This is a genomic window from Aeromicrobium phoceense (genome assembly GCF_013868155.1).
GTDB classification, from domain to species: domain Bacteria; phylum Actinomycetota; class Actinomycetes; order Propionibacteriales; family Nocardioidaceae; genus Aeromicrobium; species Aeromicrobium phoceense.
The window spans coordinates 152,349-174,303 of the sequence record NZ_JACEOG010000001.1 but is presented as its reverse complement, the minus strand read 5'-3'; the positions used below and the strand labels follow the sequence as shown (position 1 = coordinate 174,303).

At 70.3% G+C, this 21,955-nt stretch carries 22 protein-coding genes; 15 read left to right on the top strand and 7 right to left on the bottom strand.

Going from position 1 to position 21,955, the window contains the following annotated elements; genetic code table 11:
- Positions 1-28: 28 nt before the first annotated feature.
- The 4 genes from H1W00_RS00840 to galK form a co-directional block, all read right to left on the bottom strand.
- The gene (locus tag H1W00_RS00840) at positions 29-1,132 is read right to left on the bottom strand and encodes a GNAT family N-acetyltransferase (RefSeq protein ID WP_181752785.1); all 1,104 of its coding nucleotides are present in this window, start codon (positions 1,130-1,132) and stop codon (positions 29-31) included.
- Positions 1,129-1,968 carry a prephenate dehydratase gene (locus tag H1W00_RS00835; protein ID WP_420826874.1) on the bottom strand — a complete coding sequence of 280 codons (840 nt, stop codon included), beginning with the start codon at positions 1,966-1,968 and terminating at the stop codon, positions 1,129-1,131. Before H1W00_RS00835 ends, H1W00_RS00840 begins: the two co-directional genes overlap by 4 nt.
- A 112-nt stretch (positions 1,969-2,080) precedes the next feature.
- A complete protein-coding gene (locus H1W00_RS00830; RefSeq protein WP_181752781.1) occupies positions 2,081-2,938 on the bottom strand; it encodes a PDDEXK family nuclease in 858 nt (285 codons plus the stop codon).
- 166 nt (positions 2,939-3,104) lie between these two features.
- A complete protein-coding gene (gene galK / locus H1W00_RS00825) occupies positions 3,105-4,199 on the bottom strand; it encodes a galactokinase (RefSeq protein WP_181752779.1) in 1,095 nt (364 codons plus the stop codon).
- Positions 4,200-4,241: 42 nt separating this feature from the next.
- Here galK and trpS point away from each other — a divergent pair, with 42 nt between their 5' ends.
- Together trpS and H1W00_RS00815 are read left to right on the top strand one after the other, a co-directional pair.
- On the top strand, positions 4,242-5,261 hold the full coding sequence (trpS, locus tag H1W00_RS00820) for a tryptophan--tRNA ligase (protein WP_181752777.1): 1,020 nt from the start codon (positions 4,242-4,244) through the stop codon (positions 5,259-5,261).
- Positions 5,258-5,770, top strand: coding sequence for a 2'-5' RNA ligase family protein (locus H1W00_RS00815; RefSeq protein ID WP_338072787.1), 513 nt, complete (start codon positions 5,258-5,260; stop codon positions 5,768-5,770). The genes trpS and H1W00_RS00815 overlap by 4 nt, the downstream gene beginning before the upstream one ends.
- Before the next feature lie 15 nt (positions 5,771-5,785).
- On the opposite strand, the gene H1W00_RS00810 is transcribed toward H1W00_RS00815, so the two are convergent.
- Positions 5,786-6,664: a LysR substrate-binding domain-containing protein gene (locus tag H1W00_RS00810; protein WP_181752775.1), complete on the bottom strand. Its 879-nt coding sequence runs from the start codon at positions 6,662-6,664 to the stop codon at positions 5,786-5,788.
- Between the two features lie 81 nt (positions 6,665-6,745).
- Between H1W00_RS00810 and H1W00_RS00805 the strand changes: the two genes are divergently transcribed.
- The 9 genes from H1W00_RS00805 to H1W00_RS00765 all read left to right on the top strand — a co-directional run bounded on the left by H1W00_RS00805 (position 6,746) and on the right by H1W00_RS00765 (position 16,994).
- A complete protein-coding gene (locus H1W00_RS00805) occupies positions 6,746-7,462 on the top strand; it encodes a succinate dehydrogenase cytochrome b subunit (protein ID WP_338072786.1) in 717 nt (238 codons plus the stop codon).
- 7 nt (positions 7,463-7,469) lie between these two features.
- Complete coding sequence (locus H1W00_RS00800) at positions 7,470-9,428, top strand: fumarate reductase/succinate dehydrogenase flavoprotein subunit (RefSeq protein ID WP_206679942.1); 1,959 nt, start codon at positions 7,470-7,472, stop codon at positions 9,426-9,428.
- Positions 9,425-10,165 (top strand): succinate dehydrogenase/fumarate reductase iron-sulfur subunit, encoded by a 741-nt coding sequence (locus H1W00_RS00795; RefSeq protein ID WP_181752772.1) that lies wholly within the window; start codon positions 9,425-9,427, stop codon positions 10,163-10,165. The genes H1W00_RS00800 and H1W00_RS00795 overlap by 4 nt, the downstream gene beginning before the upstream one ends.
- Positions 10,166-10,289: 124 nt before the next feature.
- On the top strand, positions 10,290-11,378 hold the full coding sequence (locus tag H1W00_RS00790) for a hypothetical protein (RefSeq protein ID WP_181752770.1): 1,089 nt from the start codon (positions 10,290-10,292) through the stop codon (positions 11,376-11,378).
- A gap of 19 nt (positions 11,379-11,397) precedes the next feature.
- Positions 11,398-12,732, top strand: coding sequence for a hypothetical protein (locus H1W00_RS00785; RefSeq protein WP_181752768.1), 1,335 nt, complete (start codon positions 11,398-11,400; stop codon positions 12,730-12,732).
- Positions 12,733-12,750: 18 nt separating this feature from the next.
- Positions 12,751-13,830 carry a hypothetical protein gene (locus H1W00_RS00780; protein WP_181752766.1) on the top strand — a complete coding sequence of 360 codons (1,080 nt, stop codon included), beginning with the start codon at positions 12,751-12,753 and terminating at the stop codon, positions 13,828-13,830.
- Between the two features lie 16 nt (positions 13,831-13,846).
- Complete coding sequence (locus H1W00_RS00775; protein ID WP_181752764.1) at positions 13,847-15,184, top strand: hypothetical protein; 1,338 nt, start codon at positions 13,847-13,849, stop codon at positions 15,182-15,184.
- Positions 15,185-15,285: 101 nt separating this feature from the next.
- Positions 15,286-15,702 carry a MarR family transcriptional regulator gene (locus tag H1W00_RS00770; protein ID WP_181752762.1) on the top strand — a complete coding sequence of 139 codons (417 nt, stop codon included), beginning with the start codon at positions 15,286-15,288 and terminating at the stop codon, positions 15,700-15,702.
- Positions 15,699-16,994 carry an MFS transporter gene (locus H1W00_RS00765; protein ID WP_181752761.1) on the top strand — a complete coding sequence of 432 codons (1,296 nt, stop codon included), beginning with the start codon at positions 15,699-15,701 and terminating at the stop codon, positions 16,992-16,994. Before H1W00_RS00770 ends, H1W00_RS00765 begins: the two co-directional genes overlap by 4 nt.
- Here H1W00_RS00765 and H1W00_RS00760 read toward each other — a convergent pair.
- The gene (locus tag H1W00_RS00760) at positions 16,926-17,930 is read right to left on the bottom strand and encodes an EamA family transporter (RefSeq protein WP_181752759.1); all 1,005 of its coding nucleotides are present in this window, start codon (positions 17,928-17,930) and stop codon (positions 16,926-16,928) included. The genes H1W00_RS00765 and H1W00_RS00760 overlap by 69 nt on opposite strands.
- Before the next feature lie 38 nt (positions 17,931-17,968).
- Here H1W00_RS00760 and H1W00_RS00755 point away from each other — a divergent pair, with 38 nt between their 5' ends.
- From H1W00_RS00755 to H1W00_RS00745, 3 genes are all read left to right on the top strand, one after another.
- Positions 17,969-18,499 carry a CGNR zinc finger domain-containing protein gene (locus H1W00_RS00755; RefSeq protein ID WP_181752757.1) on the top strand — a complete coding sequence of 177 codons (531 nt, stop codon included), beginning with the start codon at positions 17,969-17,971 and terminating at the stop codon, positions 18,497-18,499.
- 82 nt (positions 18,500-18,581) lie between these two features.
- A complete protein-coding gene (locus tag H1W00_RS00750; RefSeq protein ID WP_181752755.1) occupies positions 18,582-19,748 on the top strand; it encodes an amidohydrolase in 1,167 nt (388 codons plus the stop codon).
- Positions 19,749-19,792: 44 nt separating this feature from the next.
- A complete protein-coding gene (locus H1W00_RS00745; RefSeq protein WP_181752753.1) occupies positions 19,793-20,260 on the top strand; it encodes a hypothetical protein in 468 nt (155 codons plus the stop codon).
- A gap of 1 nt (position 20,261) precedes the next feature.
- On the opposite strand, the gene H1W00_RS00740 is transcribed toward H1W00_RS00745, so the two are convergent.
- The gene (locus H1W00_RS00740; RefSeq protein WP_181752751.1) at positions 20,262-20,732 is read right to left on the bottom strand and encodes a universal stress protein; all 471 of its coding nucleotides are present in this window, start codon (positions 20,730-20,732) and stop codon (positions 20,262-20,264) included.
- A 156-nt stretch (positions 20,733-20,888) separates the two neighbouring features.
- Here H1W00_RS00740 and H1W00_RS00735 point away from each other — a divergent pair, with 156 nt between their 5' ends.
- Positions 20,889-21,926 (top strand): BMP family lipoprotein, encoded by a 1,038-nt coding sequence (locus H1W00_RS00735; protein ID WP_313601439.1) that lies wholly within the window; start codon positions 20,889-20,891, stop codon positions 21,924-21,926.
- The last annotated feature ends 29 nt before the right edge of the window (positions 21,927-21,955 follow it).

Genomic DNA, 21,955 nt, shown 5'->3' with positions numbered 1-21,955 from the left:
GAACTCACCCGGGGAATCTACGCCTGCGTCAGCGAAGCCGCTCGTACAGGTGGTGGTCGGTGACGGTGCCGTCGGAGAGATGCGCCGTGCGGTGCTCCGTGCCGTAGCGCGAGAAGCCCAGCGACTCGGCGATGCGCAGGCTGGGGGTGTTGCCCTCCGCGGCGACGATCGAGAGCCGCTCGAGGTCGAGCTCCTCGGGGTCGAACGCGTGCTCCACGACGGTTCGCGCCGCCTCGGTCATGAAGCCGCGTTCGCGCGCATCGGGGTGCATCCAGTAGCCGAGCTCGCCGTTGCGCTCGGCCGGGCCGTCGAGGTCCATCACCGAGATGGTGCCGAGCAGCCGGTCGACCCCGGGCTCAGTGATCGCCCACGTCTGGCGCTTGTCGATCGCGGCGTTCCACCACGCCGCGTACAGGAACCGGCGGGCGTCGTCGACCGTGTAGGGCTCGGGCATGTGCGAGAGGTACAGGCGCGTGCTGGGGTCGCCGCACGCCTCGATGATGCGGGGGACGTCGGACTCCACCAGCGGCCGCAGGCGCAGCCGCTCGGTGGCGAGCGTCGACTCGAGCCACGCCGTGCGGGCAGCGGGTGCGTCGCCGAAGCGGATCGACCCGGTCCAGGCGTCGAGGATCCGCCCGCGCTCGAACAGGCGGTCGGGCTCGGTCCCGTGGAGACGGAAGCCGACGGAGTGGGCGACGCGGAGGCTGCCGACGTTGCCGACGTGGGCCGTCCACTGGATGGCCTCCTTGCCCGCCTCGACGAACGCGTGGTCCACCGCCAGGCGGACCGCGGCGGTCATGACGCCCTGCCCGCGGCAGTCGGGGTGCAGCGCGAAGCCGACGTCGGCGAGCGCCTCCTTGCCGCGGATGTCCACGTTGCCGGCGTAGCGGCCCTCGAACTCGATGGCCCAGCACATCGCGGTGCCTTCGTTCCAGTTCTTCGGGACGATCTGCAGCGCGAACTGCTCGCTCATGGCGCGCGAGTGCGGCGTGGGGACCGCGGTCCAGCGCACCATGCCGTGATCCTGGGCCATCTGCAGGGCACGGTCGATGTCTGACGGGGTGTGGGCGCGCAGCGTGACGAGCCCGTCGGTGAGGACGGGGACGTTCAGGGGCCAGAGGGGTCCGCTCACCGGTGCGCGTCGCGGAACGGGCTGGCCGGGTAGACGCCGAGGATCTTGATCTCGGTGGTGAAGAAGCGGAGCTCCTCCAGGGCGCGGGCGAGGCCGATCTCGTCGGGGTGACCGTCGACCTCCGCGAGAAACATCGTGGCGGTGAACTCACCATCGACCATGTAGCTCTCGAGCTTGGTCATGTTGATGCCGTTGGTCGCGAAGCCGCCGAGCGCCTTGTAGAGCGCTGCGGGCAGGTTGCGCACGTTGAAGATGAAGCTCGTGACGACCGGGCCGTTGCCCGCGGGCGCGCGCTGGTCCTCGCGCGACAGCAGGACGAAGCGCGTGGTGTTGTGCTCCTCGTCCTCGATGTCGGCGGCGAGCAGGTCGAGCCCGTAGATCCCGGCGGCCAGGGGAGGCGCGATGGCCGCGGCGGTCACGTCGTTCGCCTCCGCGATCTCGCGCGCGGCGCCGGCGGTGTCGCCCGAGATCAACGGGGTCCAGCCGTGCTCGCGGATGATCCGGCGGCACTGCCCCAGCGCGTGCACGTGGCTGTGCACGGTCTTGATGGACTCCAGCGTGGTGCCCGGCGTACCCATGAGGGCGAACTTGATCGGCAGGAAGTGCTCGCCGACGATGTGCAGCCCGCTCGTGGGCAGGAAGTGGTGGATGTCCGCGACGCGCCCGGCCAGCGAGTTGTCGATCGGGATCATCGCGAGGTCGCAGTGCCCCGAGCTGACGGCCGCGAAGGCGTCCTCGAAGGAGGCGCACGGCACCGCCTCCGCGTCGGGGTGGTGCAGGTCGATGACCAGGTGGGAGTTCGAGCCGGGCTCCCCCTGGTAGGCAATGCGCGTCACGGGGCCAGCGTATGCCCGCCCTTCGTCGGGCCCGACGCCGTGGGGACGCTCCGGGGACGAACGATGATGCATTGGGGTACCGCAGCGGGGCGGGATGCATCATCGTTCGTCCTCATGCGGCCGGACGCGCGGTGGCCCGCAGGAGTTGGTCGATCACCCGGTCTGGCTCGTGGCGGATGGAGAACGAGGAGAACGCGAGCACCCGCCGGCCGTCGATGACCAGCTCGTTGGACCGGTGCAGGTCATCGCTCCACTGGTCGATCGCCAGGTGCGGGATGCCATGGATCTCGACGGCGAGGTTGAACCGTTCCCACCACGCATCGAGGTAGTACCGGCCGTCACGGCCCTTCGCCCGAGCCTGGCGGGTGGGCCGGGGCAGTCGTGCGGCAAGGCGCAGCGCGTCGAAGTCCCTTTCGGGCAGTGACTGGATCCCGCCACGTGCGTCGAGGACCGACTGGATGATCAGCGACTTGTGGCGGCAGTTGCCGCGGCGCTCGAGGACCCGGCGCATCCGGGCGACACTCGTGAGCCGTTGTTGGAACGCCGCGATCACGAGAGCGCGGGCGCGCCGTGGCGTGGCCGCCCAGCTGGCCGCGTCGACGATGCTGCGCTCGAGCGTGGTGCGCCGCGGCTCGTTCGGGGGAATGTCGACCCCGTCCAGCTGGGTGCTCCAGTGCAGCTCGAGGTCTCCGTGCGGTTGTCGCCCTCCCTCGGGCAGGACGATCGAGATGCGCTCCGGGTCGAACCCCTTCAGCCCCCAGCGGCGCGCTGCCGTGAGCCCGGCCAGGGCACTCCGGCTCGGGCTGGCGGCCAGCCAGGCGCGCTCGAGCTGGTCGGACGTGAGAGGCCCGTTGTGGGTGACGACCACCCCACGCATCGGTTGCTGCCACGCGCCCGACCGGATCCGCTGCCGGACGACTGACCTGCCGTGGAGAGCGACGGCGCGGGCGGTGGTGAGGACGTCGAGCATGCGCCCGAGGCTCCCGCTCGTGTCTCACTCACGGCCAGCGCCGTCCGCAGGGCTGTGGACGGCCACTCGCTCCCGGTTCCGCCTGTGGAGGACGAACGATGATGCATTTCGCCCCGCTCCGGTACCCCAATGCATCATCCTTCATCCCGTCAGTGGGCGGAATGCATCATCCTTCGTCCTCCCGGGCGGCCGCGGGGGCGGGCTGGACGACGAAGACGTGAGGGGCGGCCCAGGAGCGGGCGGCGAAGGCGGCCTCGACGCGGGCGCGGAGGGGGTCGACGTTCTCCGGGGGGAGGAGCGCGATGGCGCTGCCGCCGAAGCCGCCGCCGGTCATCCGGGCGCCCAGCGCGCCGGAGGCGAGGGCGGCGTCGACCGCCACGTCGAGCTCCTCGCACGAGACGGCGAAGTCGTCGCGCAACGACTCGTGCGACGAGGTCAGCATCGCGCCGAACTGCGCCCAGTCGCGGCGGCGCAGCGCGGTGACGGCGCCGCGGACGCGGGTGGTCTCGGTGAGCACGTGACGGGCGCGCGCCTTCAGCGTGTCGTCGGTGAGCGACAGCAGACCGTCGAGGCCGATCGCGGCCAGCGACTCGAGGCCGGCCGAGGCAGCCGCCTCGGCGCACTCCCGCCGGCGCTCCGCGTACTCGCCGGCCGCGAGCTCGTGGTGGACGCCCGTGTCGATCACGGCGAGGACCAGCCCGGCGTCGACCCAGTCGGCCGGCACGGGCTCGGTGGTGGGCGGTTCGGTGCCGAAGTCGAGGTGCACCGCATGTCCGGCCTCGGCGAACAGCACCGCGTACTGGTCCATCAGCCCGGTGGGGACGCCGACGAAGTCGTTCTCCGCGCGCTGCGCGATCACCGCCAGCTGCTCGCGAGAGCGGCCGGCCCCGGCGAGATCGTCGAGCGCGAGGGCCACACCGCAGGTCAGCGCCGCCGAAGAGGACAGGCCCGCGCCGACGGGCAGGGTGGACTCGAGCACGAGGTCGGCGCCGGTGACCGGAACCCCGGCCGACCGCAGCGCCCACACCACGCCGGCGGGATAGGCGGCCCAGCCCGAGACGTCGCCGGGCGCCACGTCGAGGCCGAAGGAGGCGCGCTCGCCGCGGCTCCACAGGTTGACGGCGCCGTCGTCGCGGCGGCGGGCCTTCAGCAGGAGGGAGCGGTCGATCGCGATGGGCACCGCGGACCCGCCGTTGTGGTCCAGGTGCTCACCGATGAGGTTCACCCGTCCGGGAACCCGCCAACGGCGCACGTCATCCACGCCGTTCACCCTACTCATCGGACGACTGGCAGAATCGACCCCATGTCACGCCTCCCTCGTGCGTTGTCCGGCGCCCAGCCGACGGCCGATTCGTACCACCTCGGCAACTACATCGGCGCGTTCATGAACTGGGTAGCGCTCCAGGACGACTTCGAGGCGTTCTACTTCATCCCGGACATGCACGCGATCACGGTGGACTACGACCCCGCGCAGCTCGCGGAGCGCACCTACGTGGCCGCGGCGCAGATGCTCGCCGCCGGCGTCGACCCCGAGCGCAGCGCCCTGTTCGTGCAGAGCCACGTGCCCGAGCACGCCCAGCTGGCCTGGATCCTGAACGGCGTCACGGGCTTCGGCGAGGCCAGCCGGATGACCCAGTTCAAGGACAAGAGCGCCAAGGCCGGCACCGAGTTCGCCAGCGTGGGCCTGTTCACCTACCCGATCCTCATGGCCGCCGACATCCTCGTCTACCAGGCCGACAAGGTCCCGGTGGGCGAGGACCAGCGCCAGCACGTCGAGCTCACCCGCAACCTCGCCCAGCGGTTCAACCACCGGTTCGGCGAGACCTTCACCGTCCCCGAGGCGTACATCGTCAAGGAGACCGCGAAGATCTACGACCTGCAGGAGCCGACGAACAAGATGAGCGGGTCGAACCCCGTGCACACGGGTGTCATCGACCTCACCGACACCCCGAAGCAGGCCGCCAAGAAGATCAAGTCCGCGGTCACCGACTCCGAGACCGAGATCCGCTTCGACGTGCAGGCCAAGCCCGGCGTCTCGAACCTGCTCACGATCTACTCGGTGCTCACCGGCCGCACGATCGACGACCTCGTCAAGGCCTACGAGGGGAAGCAGTACGGACACCTCAAGGTCGACCTGGCCGAGATCGTCGGCGAGCTCGTGGGCACGTTCGGGGCCCGCACGCGCGAGCTGCTCGACGACCGCGGCGAGCTCGACCGCATCCTGGCCGCGGGTGCGGCCCGCGCCCGCGAGGTGGCCGCGCCCACCCTCGACCTGGTCTACGAGCGCTCCGGCTTCGCCAAGCCGCTGGGCGGCCGCCCGTGACGATCACCGTCGGCGTCTCGATCGCCATCCCCGAGCCGTACGGCGAGGACCTGCGCGACAAGCGGCGGTCCTTCGGTGACGAGATGGCCGACCGGATCCCCAGCCACATCACCCTGGCTCCGCCGCTGGAGGTGGACGACGACGGGATCGCGTCGCTCGCCGAGGACCTGCGCGAGCTGACCGAGGTCTTCAGCTCGTTCCGGGTGAGCCTGCTCGGCACCGGCACGTTCCGCCCGATCTCGCCCGTCGTGTTCGTGGCGGTGAGCGAGGGCATCGCCCAGATCGAGACCCTAGCCGAGGGCGTGCGCAAGGCCATCGGCGCGCCCGATCCCGAGTTTCCGTTCCACCCGCACGTGACGATCGCGCACAACGTGCCCGACGAGGCGCTCGACGCGGCCCTGAACGACCTGATCGACTTCCGCTGCAGCTTCGAGGTCGACGCGATCCACCTCTACGTCGACGACCCCGAGCAGGGCTGGCTGCCCACCTCGACCTTCCCGCTCGGCTGACGAGGCTGGGCTGAGTCAGCCCTCGAGCGCCTCCACCAGGACGGCGCGGAACGCGCGGGCCGCGAGGGGGAGGGTGTCGAGCGGCCGGTGCGCCACGGCGATGCTGCGCGCCAGCGGCGGGTTCTCCAGCTGGGTGCGACGCAGGCCGGTGCGGGTGCCCATGACGATGTCGGGCACGACGGCATGACCGAGCCCGGACTCCACGAACCGCAGCACCGACCCCATCTCACCGCCCTCCACCGACAGTCGCGGCTCGAAGCCGGCCCGCGCGCACGCGCCGAGCGTGACGTCGCGCAGGTCGTACCCCTCGCGGAACATCACGAGCGGCAGCCCGGCCAGGTCGGCGACGTCCATCGTCTCGGGCATGTCCGTGTCGGCGGGGCTCGCCAGCACGAGCCGCTCGGTGTAGACGATCGAGGTCTCCAGGTCGGGGATCTGCGAGGCGAGCGGCACGATCAGCAGGGCCAGGTCGATGCGCCCGGCCGAGAGCTCGGCGGTGAGGTCGCGCGAGCCGGCCTCGTGCACCTCCAGGTCGATCTCCGGGTACTCGGCGCGGAACCGGCCGAGCACGGGAGCGAGCAGTCCCTCGACCATCGACGGCGTGGCGCCCATCCGCACCCGGCCGCGTCGCAGCGAGGCGACCTCGTGCACCGAGCGGGTGGCGTTGTCGACCTCGATGAGGATCCGCCGAGCGTGGGGGAGGAGGGCCTCGCCGGCGCTGGTCAGCTCGATGCCCGCGCGGTCGCGGTCGAGCAGACGTGTGCCCAGGGAGTTCTCCAGTGCACGGATCTGCTTGGACAGCGTGGGCTGCGAGACGCCGAGGATGTCGGCCGCGCGGGTGAAGCTGCGCTCGTCCGCGACGGTGACGAAGTAGGCGAGGTGGCGCAATTGCACGGGCCCATCATAGCCGTTGTCTATGAAAGACGGGCTTACTTCGACTTAGCGTGAATCGAGGAACGCGCCTAACCTGTGGCCGTGGCCACTTCCCAGATGACGCGCCTGCCCGCTCAGCGGTCAACGGTGGCGCTGAAGTTCCTGATGGCGGTGACCGGCCTGATCATGGTCGGCTACCTGCTCCTGCACATGTACGGCAACCTCAAGGTCTTCGCGGGCCAGGAGGCGTTCGACGACTACTCGCACCACCTGCGCACGCTGTTCCAGCCGTACCTGCCGTTCGGCGGACTGCTGTGGATCATCCGCGTCGTCCTGCTGGCGTCGATCGTCGGGCACGCGTACGCGGCGGTGGCGCTGTGGCGCCGCAACCGCAAGGCGGCCGGGTTCGTCGGAGGCAAGCGCTACCACTCGCCCCGCGGCTCGCGCGGCATCCAGCGCTCCTACGCGTCCTTCACGCTGCGCTGGGGCGGCGTCGTGATCCTGCTGTTCGTGATCTACCACCTGCTCCACCTGACCGGGAACCAGATCCACCCCGGCGGCGCGAGCGACAGCCCCTACGAGCGGGTCGTCAACGGCTTCGAGATCTGGTGGGTCGTCCTGTCCTACACGATCGCCCTGCTCGCGGTGGGCCTGCACCTGTGGCACGGCGTCTGGAGCGCCCTCACCACGCTCGGCGCCAACCACAGCGGCACCCGGGTGGGCTCGCGCCTGACCCCGCTGTCGTGGATCGTCGCGGGCATCATCACCATCGGCTTCCTGATTCCGCCCTGGGCGATCCTGCTCGGGATCGTCGACTGAGAGAGACATGAACATGGCTTTGGACTTTCACGTCGTCGGCGACGAGATCCGCGACACCGCCGCGCCGGCGGGCCCCATCGAGAAGCGCTGGGACGAGCACCGGGCGCACATGAACCTGGTCAACCCGGCCAACCGCCGCAAGCTCAGCGTGATCATGGTGGGCACCGGCCTGGCCGGCGCGTCCGCCGCGGCCACGCTCGGCGAGGCCGGCTACCACGTCAAGGCGTTCTGCTACCAGGACAGCCCGCGCCGCGCCCACTCGATCGCCGCCCAGGGCGGCATCAACGCGGCGAAGAACTACCGCAACGACGGCGACTCGATCTACCGCCTCTTCTACGACACGGTCAAGGGCGGCGACTTCCGCGCCCGCGAGTCGAACGTCTACCGCCTCGCGCAGGTCTCGGTGAACATCATCGACCAGTGCGTCGCGCAGGGCGTCCCGTTCGCCCGTGAGTACGGCGGCCTGCTGGACAACCGCTCCTTCGGCGGCGTCCAGGTCTCGCGCACGTTCTACGCCCGCGGCCAGACCGGCCAGCAGTTGCTGATCGGCGCCTACCAGGCCCTCGAGCGCCAGATCGGCCTCGGCACGGTCGAGATGAACACCCGCCACGAGATGCTCGAGCTGATCATGGTGCCCGACGCCGACGGCACCGAGCGTGCGCGCGGCATCATCGTGCGCGACATGGTCACCGGCGCCATCGAGACCCACCTGGCCGACGCGGTCGTCCTCGCGACCGGCGGCTACGGCAACGTCTTCTTCCTGTCGACGAACGCCATGGGCAGCAACGTCACGGCCACGTGGCGCGCGCACCGCAAGGGCGCCTACTTCGCGAACCCCTGCTACACGCAGATCCACCCGACCTGCATCCCCGTCTCGGGCGACTACCAGAGCAAGCTCACGCTGATGAGCGAGTCGCTGCGCAACGACGGTCGCATCTGGGTGCCGAAGAAGGCCGGCGACGACCGCCTGGCCTCGGACATCCCCGAGGACGAGCGCGACTACTACCTGGAGCGCATCTACCCGGCGTTCGGCAACCTGGTCCCGCGCGACATCGCCTCGCGCGCGGCCAAGTACCAGTGCGACGCGGGCAAGGGCGTCGGCCCGGGCGGACTCGGCGTCTACCTCGACTTCGCCGAGGCCATCGAGCGCCTCGGGCGCCCGGCCGTCGAGGCCAAGTACGGCAACCTCTTCGACATGTACGCCCGGATCACCGGCGAGGACCCGTACACGCAGCCGATGCGCATCTACCCGGCCGTGCACTACACGATGGGCGGACTGTGGGTCGACTACGACCTGCAGAGCAACCTGACCGGTCTGTTCGTCGCCGGTGAGGCGAACTTCTCCGACCACGGCGCCAACCGCCTCGGTGCCTCGGCGCTGATGCAGGGTCTGGCCGACGGCTACTTCGTGCTGCCGTACACGCTGGCGAACTACCTGTCGCACGCCCCGTACGAGAAGGTCCCCGAGGACCACCCGCGGGTCGTCGAGGCCCAGCAGGCCGTCGAGGAGCGGGTGCAGAAGTTGCTCTCGATCAACGGCACGCGCACGGTCGACTCCTTCCACAAGGAGCTCGGCCAGATCATGTGGGACTACTGCGGCATGGAGCGCACCGAGGAGGGCCTGATCAAGGCCATCCAGATGATCCGCGACCTCAAGGCCGACTTCTGGAGCAACGTCAAGGTCACCGGCGAGGCCGAGGAGCTCAACCAGACGCTCGAGCGGGCCAACCGCGTGGGCGACTTCTTCGAGCTCGGTGAGCTCATGTGCATCGACGCGCTGAACCGTCGCGAGTCCTGTGGCGGCCACTTCCGCGGCGAGAGCCAGACCGAGGACGGCGAGGCCCTGCGCCACGACGACGAGTTCGCTTACGTCGCCGCGTGGGAGTTCGCCGACAACCAGCCCATCCTGCACAAGGAGCCGCTGGAGTACGAGTACGTCGAGATGAAGGCCAGGAGCTACAAGTGAAGATCACCGTTCGGATCTGGCGTCAGAAGAACGCCGACTCCAAGGGCCAGATGGTCACCTACGGGCTCGAGGACGTCAGCGAGCACATGTCGTTCCTCGAGATGCTCGACGTCCTCAACGAGCAGCTCACGCTCGAGGGCGAGGAGCCGGTGGCGTTCGACTCCGACTGTCGCGAGGGCATCTGCGGCACGTGCGGGGTCGTGATCAACGGCATCCCGCACGGCCCCGAGGTCACCACCACGTGCCAGCTGCACATGCGCACGTTCCACGACGGCGACGTCATCGACATCGAGCCGTGGCGCGCCGGGGCCTTCCCGGTCGTCAAGGACCTCGTCGTCGACCGTGGCTCGTTCGACCGCATCATCCAGGCCGGCGGCTACATCACCGCGCCCACCGGCTCGGCGCCCGAGGCCAACAACCTGGCCGTGCCGAAGGAGGACGCCGACCACGCGTTCGAGGCGGCCACGTGCATCGGCTGCGGCGCCTGCGTGGCGGCGTGCCCCAACGGCTCCGCGATGCTGTTCACGGCCGCGAAGATCACGCACCTGGGCCTGCTCCCGCAGGGTCAGCCCGAGCGTGACTCGCGCGTGCTGGGCATGGTCGAGCAGATGGACTACGAGGGCTTCGGCGGCTGCACCAACATCGGCGAGTGCGCCGCGGCGTGCCCCAAGGGCATCCCGCTCGACGTCATCAGCCACCTGTACCGCGACATGCGCAACGCCCTCACCAAGGCGTGAGCTGACGCAGTCACCAGTCGAAGGGGTCCACCGCGAGGTGGGCCCCTTTCGCGGTTCCCGAACGCCTCCGGTGTGACGTATGGTTCGCTAAACGGTACAAGTTTCTGAATTTCGGGGGGAACCGATGAACACCATGGTCCGACGCGTCCTCATCGCGCTGCTGGCGCTGACTGCGAGCCTGCTGATCGCACCGGCAGGAACGGCGTCCGCGCTGCCGACCGAGGCCGCCGATCCCGTGACCATCTCGGGCCGGATCACCGCCGAGGACTTCGACTTCGAGGCCTATGCGGAGAGCGAGCCGTACCTGCGGGTGGGCGTGCTGGCGCGGGTCGACGGGAAGTGGACGCAGGTCGGTGGCACCGGATCGGCCCCCTTCGTCGACCCGGAGCTGCGGATCAACCCCGACGGGTCCTACCGCGTCCAGGTCCCCGCTCCCCACACCCAGGTCAGGCTCACGTTCGGACAGGTCCGGTGCGCCGACGACAGCCTCGGGATGTGCGACCTGTCGGTTCGTCCCGACAAGCCGGCCGCCGACGTGCAGTCGGTCTTCTGGGACGGCACCACCCACGGCGCGCTGGACGTGAACGCCGCCGCTGACATCTCCGTGGCGTCCGGCTCGGTCACCGACCGGAACATCACCCTCAAGCGGTCCAAGAAGGTGCGGGCCACCGCCCGTCCGAGGATCGTCGGCGATCCGTCGCCGGGCCAGGTGCTCACCGCGTTCCCCGGCACCTACGCGCCGGCCGCGGAGTCGCTCGCGCTGCGCTGGTACTGGTCGTCCGACGTGTACGACCTGTACGACGTGCCCGACGGCACGGGTCGCGCGTACCGGCGGCTGACCTCGGCCGACCTCGGCCTCCGGATCGCCGTGACGGCCGAGCCCTCGGTCCGCGGTTGGGAGTCGCCGGTCTTCCACTCGCAGTTCGTCACGGTGAAGAGCCGCAGCAAGTTCGCGGTGAAGGCCAAGGCAGGCAAGCGCAAGGCGACGGTGACCATCGCGATCAAGGCGCCCGGTGTCACGAAGTCCCGGATCCACGGCAAGGCGTCGATCTACGCCAAGGGCAAGCGGATCAAGACCGTGAACGTGAAGAACGGCAAGGCCACGATCAAGATCGCCAAGCAGAAGAAGGGCAAGCGGACCTACACGGTGCGCTACTCGGGCAACCGGGTGATCACGTCCTCGTCCAAGTCACTCAAGATCGCCATCCGCTGACCGCGGGGAGGACAGCACCATGAAGAAGATGACTCGCGCCGCACTCGTCGCGGTCCTCGCGCTGGTGGCGAGCCTGCTCCTCGCCCCGACGGGCATCGCCACCGCGGCTCCGGCCCCGGTCGGGACGATCTCCGGGAGGGTGACGGGAGGACCGCCCGGCGCCGGCACCGTCACGCTGCATCGCCTGTCCGCTGAGGGCCGATGGACCGAAGTGGCGAGCGTCCGCTCGAGCGCCGCCGGCGCGTACGCCCTGGGTGTGACGGCGACCGGGACCTACCAGGTGAGGGCCAAGACCGACTACGACTTCACCCATGCCGCTGCGCCCAGCCGCAGGATCACGGTGTCGAAGGGCGCCAAGGTCACCGGCGTCGACCTGGCGCTGGTGCCCAACCCCACCGTGGCCGGCACGATCACGACCAGCGGCTTCGGCCTGGAGGAGCTGCAGCTCGACCCCAATGAGGGCAGGCTCGGCCTCCGCGCGGCTGTCTGGGGACTGATCGACGGCCAGTGGGAGCGCTACGGCAGCACCGATCTGGGCGGCGCGTACTACGGTCCGTGGGTCGACGTCCGCACCGGGGGCGCGTACACCGTTCCGGTTCCCGGCTACTACGACGCCGTGCGCCTGCAGTTCTACCAACCCCACTGCAACGACCCGATCGACTGCGAGCCGTTCGGAGCGGCACCGGTCGCTCTCCGCGCGTTCTGGGACGGCACGGCGGACGGCGCCGCGACGCTCGCCGAGGCCGCGGACCTGGACGTCGCCTCCGGCTCGGTCGTCGACAAGGACATCACGCTGCAGGCTGCTCCCCAGCTCCGCGTGGTGGCGCAGCCGACCATCAGCGGCGACCCCTCGCCGGGCCGGGTGCTGACCGCCGCTCCGGGCACCCTTGCGCCCGTTGCGACCGGTGCGACGTACACGTGGATCGCCTACACGGGCGACGAGGGCCGAGCCGTCGGGACCGGACGCACGTTCACCGTGACGCCCGGCTTGCTCGGGGAGGAGCTCACCGTCCACGTGCTCCCCAGCCGGGCGGGTCACGAGGCGCCGCTCCTCAAGGCATCGAACGTCAGGGTCAAGAGCCGCAGCAGGTTCGCGGTGAAGGCCAAGGCGGGCCAGCGCAAGGCGACGGTCACGATCGCGATCAAGGCGCCCGGTGTGGCCACGTCGCGGATCCACGGCAAGGCGTCGATCTATGCCAAGGGCAAGCGGATCAAGACCGTGAACGTGAAGAACGGCAAGGCCACCATCAAGATCGCGAAGCAGAAGAAGGGCAAGCGGACGTACACGGTGCGCTACTCGGGCAACCGGGTGATCACGTCGTCGACCAAGTCACTCAAGATCGCCATCCGCTGACCGCGGGAAGGACCCAGCATGAAGAACTCAGCTCGCGCCGCACTCGTCGCGGTCCTCGGTCTCGTGGCGAGCCTGCTGATGGCTCCCGCCGTGGCTGCCCCGATGCGGGCCGCCGCGGCTCCCGTGACCATCTCCGGAAACGTCACGGGCGGGGACTTCGACCTGGCGACGTTCGCGTCCATCCAGCAGATTCGGGTGGATGCGCTCGCGCTCGTGGGCGGCCGGTGGGAGCAGGTCGGGAGTGGCGTCGTGCGGTTTCCCGAGTTCCCCGCACCGGCCGAGCCCGAGGGGACGTTCAACGTGACCGTGGACCAGGAGATCGGGTCCGTGCGGCTCAAGTTCCACCAGGGCCGCTGCCATGACGACTTCGGGCACGCCTGTGACGAGGTCGGTGGCGGGGTCGACATCCCGGCACCCTTGGTCCAGACGACGTACTGGGACGGCAGCCCGCTCGGCACGCCCGGGGTGGAGGATGCGACCCCGATCGACGTCTCCGAGGGGGATGTCAGCAATCGGAACATCACGCTCACGCGATCGAAGAAGGTCAGGGCGACCGTGCGCCCGGCCGTGGTGGGAGCTGCCCTGCCCGGACAGGTGCTGGCGGCGCAGCCGGGCACCTGGGTGCCGGCTGCCTCGTCCGTCGACCTGACCTGGATGATCGGATCGGGCTCCACCCTGGGCGAGTACGACATGCCGGCGGGAACGGGCCGGACGTTCCGGGTCACGACCGCTCACGTGGGCGCCTCGATCGCCCTGCGGGCGGAGCCGAACGTCTTCGGCTACGAGTCGCCGATCCTGCAGACCCCGTACCTGATCGTCAGGGCCCGCAGTGCGCTCGCGGTGAAGGCCAAGGCGGGGAAGCGCACGGCGACGGTGACGATCGCGGTCAAGGCTCCGGGCGCCGCGAAGTCGCGGATGAACGGCAAGGCGTCGATCTACGCCAAGGGCAAGCGGATCAAGACCGTCAACGTCAAGAACGGCAAGGCCACGATCAAGATCGCCAAGCAGAAGAAGGGCAAGCGCACGTACACGGTGCGCTACTCGGGCAACTGGATGATCACGTCGTCGTCGAAGTCCCTCAAGATCGCCATCCGGTGAGGGAAAGGACGACAGCATGAGGTCTTTGATGCGCGCCGCCATGGTCGCGGTACTCGGTCTGGTCGCGAGCGTGCTGGTGGCGCCCGCCGGCGCCGTCCAGCTTCCTGCCGCCGCGCCCGCAGGCCGGATCTCCGGCAGCGTGACCAACACGGCCGGCATCCCCGACACGGTGGACGCGCGGATCACCCTCAGCAGGCGAGTCGCCGGCGGGAGCTTCGTGAAGGAGGCGTCCTTCGACGAGCCGATGGGTGGAGCCTTCGTCGTGCCGGTCGCCTCGGCCGGGACGTACCGCGTCCACGCCGAGGTCGAGGGGTGGGGCGTCTCCGTGCGCGCGGCCGACCCGGTCGTCACGGTCGCCCAGGGGCAGACGATCACGGGTGTGGACTTCCTGTTCGAGGCCGACCCGACGATCTCGGGCACGATCTCCACGGACGGCTTCAACCTCGACGCGCCGAACGCGCAGCAGCCCTTCCGGGTCGAGGCGCTCGCGAACAGCGGCGGCAGCTGGACCGTGGTCGCCACGGTCGCCCGCCGCACCTTCGGCAGCCCTCGCCTGAAGATCCGTCCCGACGGCACGTTCACCCTCGCGGTCCCGTACCCGCACACGTCCGCGCGACTCCGCTTCTCGCAGCCGCACTGCCCCGAGTTCGCGCACGCCTGTGTCGCGGGCGCGGCGCCGCAGGTGTTGACGACGTACTGGGACGGCACCCCGGCCGGCGCGTTGACGGTCGAGGACGCTGTCGACGTCGACGTGTCCGGCGGCTCCGTGACCGACAGGGACATCACCGTCCGCACTGCTCCGCAGCTCAGCGTGACGTCGAAGGCGCGGATCACCGGCAACCCGTGGCCCGGCCAGGTACTGACCGCCTCCCCGGGGACCTACTCGACCGCGCCGACGAACGTGGACTACCGCTGGGAGGCGGGGCCCATCGACGGCACCGGCCAACGCCGCGTGGTCGGGACGGGCCGGACCTTCCGGGTGCCCAGCTCGTACTCGGGGTGGGGCGTCACCGTCACCGTCGTGCCGACGCGGCTCGGGTACGAGGCGCCGATCTCGCGGGCCGGCGCCCGCATCAAGGGCACGAGCCGGATCGGGCTGAGGGCGAAGGCCGGAAAGCGCACGGCCACCGTCTCGGTCACCGTGAAGGCGCTCGCGGTCCCGCAGTCCAAGATCAACGGCAAGGCCTCGATCTACGCCAAGGGCAAGCGGATCAAGACGGTCAACGTCCGGGGCGGCAAGGCCACGATCAAGATCGCGAAGCAGAAGAAGGGCAAGCGCACGTACACGGTGCGCTTCTCCGGCAACTGGCTGACCACTCCGTCGGAGCGGTCGATGAAGATCGCGATCCGCTGAACCTGATCGGAGGGGCCCGCCGTCCCGGTGGGCCCCTTCGTCGTGCCCGAGGGTGAGCCGCATCTCTTTGATTAGCATGGTTAATGAACTATGCTAAGGACATGCCCACCGAATCCCAGCGTCTCGCGCAGGCGGTGGCCCGACTCAACCGACGTCTGCGCCAGGAGCGCCAGTCCGACCTGACCGCCACCCAGCTCTCCGTGCTGGGCTCCGTGCGCGTCCTCGGATCCGCGACGCCCAGCCAGATCGCCGCGCGCGAGCGCGTCTCCCAGCCGTCGGTCGCCCGGACGCTCAAGTGCCTGCTCGAGGACTCCTACGTCATCAAGAATCCCCATCCCGACGACGGCCGCCAGGTCCTGATCTCGATGTCCGACCTCGGCGAGAAGGTCCTGGCCGAGGAGCGGCAGCGCCGCGACCTGTGGCTCGACCGCCGACTCGCCACGCTGTCCACCGACGAACGCGCACGTCTCCGGGATGCCACCGACCTGTTGGTCAGGCTCGCGGAGGACGACGCGTGAGCCCCACCTTCCGCAGCCTCTCGATCCGCAACTACCGGATCTACTTCGCCGGCTCGATCGTCTCCAACATCGGCACGTGGCTCCAGCAGACCGCCCTGGCCTGGCTCGTGCTCGAGCTCACCGGCAGTGGCGCCGCGCTCGGTGCCACCGTCGCGCTCTACCTGCTGCCCACGCTGCTGTTCTCGCCGATCGCCGGCGCGGTGGCCGACCGCGTGCCGAAGCGCTCCCTGCTGCTGTGGATGCAGGTCGCGATGTCGGTGCCGGCCGGCTTCCTCGGCGTGTTCGCGATCCTCGGCCACGTCGAGCCGTGGCACGTCTACGTGCTGACGTTCGTGCTCGGCATCGGCAAGGCCTTCGAGGCGCCGGCGCGCCAGTCGTTCGTCAGCGAGATGGTCGACGCCGACCGGCTCACGAACGCCGTCGCGCTCAACTCCGCCTCGTTCAACTCCGGGCGCCTCATCGGTCCGGGGCTGGCCGGCCTGCTGATCGCCGCCCTCGGGTCCGGCGTCGTCGCCACCGGCTGGGTCATCGTGCTCAACGCGATCAGCTTCTGGTTCGTCGTCGGCGCGCTGCTGCTGATGGATCGCTCCGCGCTGGCCCCCGCGCCGATCTCCGCCCCCGGCAAGCGATCGGTCCTCGACGGCGCTCGGTACGTGGCGTCGCGTCCTGACCTGATGCTGCTCTTCGTGACGGTGTTCTTCCTCGGCGCGTTCGGGATGAACTTCCAGATCACCAGCGCCCTGATGGCCACGGACGTCTTCGGCAAGGGTGCCGGCGAGTTCGGCGTCCTCGGGTCGATCCTGGCGATCGGATCGCTCGCCGGCGCGCTGCTGGCGGCCCGGCGCCCGAAGCCGCGACTGCGCTTCATCATCGGCGCGGCCCTGCTGTTCTCGGTCGCGCAGGTGCTGTCCGGCCTGATGCCGACGTACTGGGCCTACGCCGCCGTGCTGCCGCTCATCGGCATCAGCGTGCTGACCACCGCCACCACGGCGAACGCGGTCATCCAACTGACGACGATCCCCGAGATGCGGGGGCGCGTGGTGTCGCTCTACCTGATGGTCTTCGTCGGGAGCACGCCCTTCGGTGCGCCCGTCATCGGCTGGATCGGCGAGCACGTCGGGGCTCGCGAGGCCTTGGTGGCCAGCGGCCTCATCGCCGGGCTCGGGATCAGCATCGCCACGCTGCTGTACGCGCGACGCCACGATCTCGACACGCCCGAGCTGTCACCGCTCGTGCGCCGAATGCTCCGGCGGCAGCGCTTCGACCAGCAGGTCCTGGCCCGAGCCGACTGACGTCACCTCGCGCTCGCCGAGCTTCACCACGACGATGCCGGCGAGCACGAGCAGGGCACCCACCAGCTGCAGCGGCTCGGGCACCTGGTCGAGCAGGAGCCAGGCGAAGCCCAGGCCCGCCGCGACCTCGGTGAGCGCCACGAACGACGCGAGCCGACCGCCGAGGTGGCGCGCCGCGGCGATGCCGGTGCCGTAGGCGATCGCGGCCGCGACGAAGCCCAGGACGAGCACGGGCACCCACCAGGGGACCGAACCGGTCGAGAAGACCACGTCCTCGGTGGTCGCGGTGAAGGGGAGCAGCCCCGTCGCCGCCACGATCCAGAACGTCACCGAGGCGACCACGAGGCCGCCCGCGGCCAGGGTGAGGGGCGGAAGGCCGCTCGTGTCGTCGGCGGACATGACGAAGTACGCCGCGGCGCCGGTCATCGCGCCGAGGGCGAGCAGGACGCCGATGAGATCGAGCTCCGTGCCGCCGAAGACGTCGAGCAGGAGCACGAGGCCCCCGGCGGCCACCGCCGCGCCGACGAAGGTGAACCGGCCCGGCCGCTGGCCGTGCGCGAGCCACATCCACAGGACCACCGCGACCGGCGCGGTGTACTCGATGAGCAGCGCTATGCCGACGTCGAGCCGCTGGACGGCCATGAAGTAGAGCAGCTGCGCGCAGACCACGGCGGACAGGCCGTAGAGCACGATGGTGCGGGCGTGGGTGAGCAGCAGACGGTAGCGGCCGCGGATCGCCAGCAGGCCCGGGATCACGAGCACGAGCGCGGCGATGCTGACCCGGACGGCGAAGGCGGCGCCCGGCGACCAGCCGGCGTCCATGAGGCCGCGCGCCATCGTGCCCGAGGTGCCGAACGACAGGGCGGAGGCCAGGGCGAGCACGAGGCCGGTGGGGGTGTGGCGGACGAAGGTCGCGTCAGGAGTGTCAACGCTCATGGGTCCTGACGCTAGACCTCATGACATAAGGTGTCAACATGGTCTTCACTCCTGACGTGAGCGATGCGCTCGGCGCGGCCGCCGAGCTGGCGAACTCGGCCGGCGACCCCGACACGCTCGAGGCGCTGTCCGACCTGACCGAGTTCTTCGACCGGTGGGGCTACACCGGCTCACGCCCGCGGACGCGGGCCGACCTCGACGCCCTGCGCGACGTGCGGCCGCGCCTGCGTGAGCTGCTCACCGCCGACCGCGGCGGCGCCGTGCAGCTGGTCAACGCGATCCTCGTCGAGCAGCAGGCCGTGCCGCAGCTGGTCCGCCACGGGCACCTCGACTGGCACGTGCACGCCATCGACGAGGACCGCCCGGTGCACGAGCGCGTCCTGGTCGAGACCGCGATGGCGATGATCGACGTGATCCGCGCCGACGAGATGGACCGCCTCGGCACGTGCGCGGCGTCCGACTGCGAGGACGTCGTCGTGGACTTCTCGCGCAACCGCTCGCGCAAGTTCTGCAGCACGACCTGCGGCAACCGGGAGGCCCAGGCCGCCTACCGCGCGCGCCAGGGGTGAAGGAAGCCCCGCTCGGTGACGCGCCGTCCCCGATCTGAGATGACCGCCCTGCGCGGGACGACCGGCGTAGAGTGGACAGGTCATGAACCTTCGAGAAACGATTGCGCGCGCCGTGGAGACGGTGACCCCCGACCTCATCGAGCTGAGGCGTGACCTCCACGCCTTCCCCGAGCTGTCGTGGCAGGAGGAGCGCACCACCGATCTCGTGTACGCCTGGATGGACAAGCTCGGGCTGAGCCCCCAGCGCTTCGACGGCACCGGACTCTCGGTCGACCTCGGCCCCTCCGGCGGCCCCATCGTGGCCCTGCGTGCCGACCTCGACGCGCTGCCCATCCTCGACACCACGCAGGACCCTTGGCGCTCGAAGAACCCCGGGGTCGCCCATGCCTGCGGTCACGACGTGCACATCTCGGCGCTCATCGGTGCGGCCACCGCGCTGGCCGCCGCCGATCGCGAGGTCGGCCTGCCGTACCGCGTGCGGCTCATCTTCCAGCCGGCCGAGGAGGTCATGCCCGGCGGCGCCCTGCGCCTGCTGTCCGACGGCGTGCTCGCCGGCGTCAGCCGCATCTTCGCGCTGCACTGCGACCCCTCGCTCGACGTCGGTCGCGTGGGCATCCGCGAGGGTGCCATCACCGGCGCCTCTGACCAGATCCACGTCGTCCTGAACGGCCGCGGCGGTCACACCTCGCGCCCGCACCTCACCGAGGACCTCACGTTCGCCCTCGGCAGCCTCATCACCCAGCTGCCCGCCGTGCTCTCGCGCCGCTTCGACCCGCGTGCCGGCGCCAGCCTCGTCTGGGGCCAGGTCAGCGCGGGCAACGCGGCCAACGTCATTCCCGCGGTCGGGGAGCTGAAGGGCACGCTGCGGATGCTCGACGCGGCCGCCTGGCACGACGCCGAGCACCTCGTGCGGGGGATCATCGCCGACATCGTCGAGCCGTTCGGCGTCGGCGTCGACCTCACCTACACGCGCGGCGTGCCGCCTGTCGTGAACGACTTCGCCGTCACCGAGCGGCTGCGCCAGGCGGTCGCCAGCGCCCTCGGACCCGAGGGCGTGGCCAGCACCTCGCAGAGCCTCGGAGGCGAGGACTTCGCCTGGTACGTCGAGACGCTGCCGGGCACGATGGCCCGCCTCGGCACCCGCACGCCGGGTGGCCCCACGTACGACCTCCACCAGGGCAACCTGCGCGTCGACGAGCGCGCCATCGCGGTGGGCTCGCTCGTGCTCGCCAACGCCGCGATCGCCTGAGCGCCACCGTCATCGACGCCGCGGGGGACTGCTAGCGTCCGCGCATGCAAGTCCACGGGAGACGGCGGCTGGCTCGGCTCGGGCCCGTCCTGCTGCTGATGGTGGGCCTCGGAGCCTGCGACGACGAGAAGGCGGACGACGAAACCGAGCTGTCACCGCCGGTCTCCCTCGAGGAGACGATCGACCGAGAGACGCCCCTGGAGGAGCTGATCGGGGAGATCTCGCTGGAGCCCGGGACCGTGCTGGCCGAGGCCTCGGGCCGGGGCGGGTCGATGGAGGCGGAGTTCGCGACCGACGGCCACCACGCCTTCCGCGCCGTGTGCGACGGCGGGGGCACCCTGCGGGTGACCTCCTTGGCGTCGGGCGAGCGCCCGGCTCAGATCCCCTGCAACCGCGTCGTCACGGGTCTTCGGTACGTGCTGGACACGGACGTGGAGGCGTGGTCGCTCGAGGCGAGCCCTGCCCAGGAGTGGTCGATCGTCTGGGTCGACTGGGACCCGCGCGAGGGCTGAGTCAGGCCTCCGGCTCGGACTGCGCCGGGTCGTCGTCGCCGCGCACCACCACGACGGGGCACGGGGCGCTGCCGACGGCGTGCTCGCTCACCGAGCCCAGCATGAGCCCCTTGAAGCCGCCGAGGCCGCGCGGGCCGACCACGAGCAGCGAGGCGCCGTGGGCGGCCTCGACCACGACGGTGGCGGGCTGGCCGCGCTCGACCTGCAGCGTCACCTCGACGCCGGGGTGCTCGGCGAGGATGTCGCGGGTGCCGTCCTCGAGGCGTTCGCGCACCGCGTCGGCGTAGTCCGAGGCCGGGGGGACGTAGCCGAACTCGTGGGTCTTCGGCTTGGGCGCCGTCCGCATCGTCCAGGCGCGGACGATGGTGACGGGCATGTGGGCGCGCTCGGCCAGGGTGAGGGCCCAGCGCAGGGCGTGATCGGCGAAGGAAGAGCCGTCGTGGCCGACGACGATGGGTCCGGAGAAGGGCATGTCCTGATCCTAGGACCCCTTTTGATTACGGTTCGGTGACAGTTGCCGCGTGGGCGGCCGACTCGGTCCGTGGCAGGCCATTCTGCGCCTAATGTCGTGCTGACATCGCGTGCGCCCTCGTTCCGGGCGCAACCCCGAGGAGGAAAAGTGCGTCGAGTGAACAAGCTGACCGCAGCGGCCGCCGTGACCGCTCTGGTCTTTGCCGGAGCCGGTTGTTCGAAGAAGAGCAGCGACGAGGAGAGCGCCTCCGGCGAGGACTGCGTCGAGAAGGGTGACGTCAAGGTCGGCATGGCCTTCGACGTGGGCGGTCGTGGCGACCAGTCCTTCAACGACTCCGCCGCCAAGGGCCTCGACAAGGCCGCGTGCGAGCTCGGCTTCGAGGTCAAGGACGCCGAGGCCCAGGACGGCGAGCCCGAGTCGGCTCGCGAGGAGCGCCTCCAGCAGCTCGTCGACGCCGGCTACAACCCGGTCGTGGCCGTGGGCTTCGCCTACTCCGCCTCCGTCGCCAAGATCTCCGCGGCGAACCCCGACGTGAACTTCGCGATCGTCGACGACGCGGTCGAGGCCGACAACGTCACGAACCTGCTGTTCGCCGAGGAGCAGGGCTCGTTCCTGGTCGGCGCCGCTGCCGCGCTCAAGTCCGAGACCGGCACGATCGGCTTCGTCGGCGGTGTCGACACCGAGCTGATCCACAAGTTCGAGGCTGGCTACAAGGCCGGCGCCAAGGCCGCCAACCCGGACGTCAAGGTCCAGTCGGTCTACCTGTCCACCCCGCCGGACTTCAGCGGCTTCGGTGACCCGGCCAAGGGCAACACGGCCGCCACCGGCATGTTCGAGAAGGAAGCCGACGTGGTCTACCACGCGGCCGGCGGCTCGGGCGGTGGCGTCTTCCAGGCGGCCACCGACGCCGAGAAGTGGGCCATCGGCGTCGACTCCGACCAGGCCAAGACGGCCGACGAGTCGGTGCGCGACAGCATCCTGACCTCGATGACCAAGAACATCGACGTCGCCGTGTACGACTTCCTCAAGGGCGTCGAGGCGGGCGACATCAAGACCGGCCCGCAGGTCTACGACCTCAAGGTCGACGGCGTCGGCTACTCCACGACCGGCGGTCACGTCGATGACATCAAGGAGAAGCTGGACGAGTACAAGCAGCAGATCATCGACGGCACCATCACGGTGCCCTCAAAGTGAGCACGCTTCCTCAGTGAGAACCTTCTCGA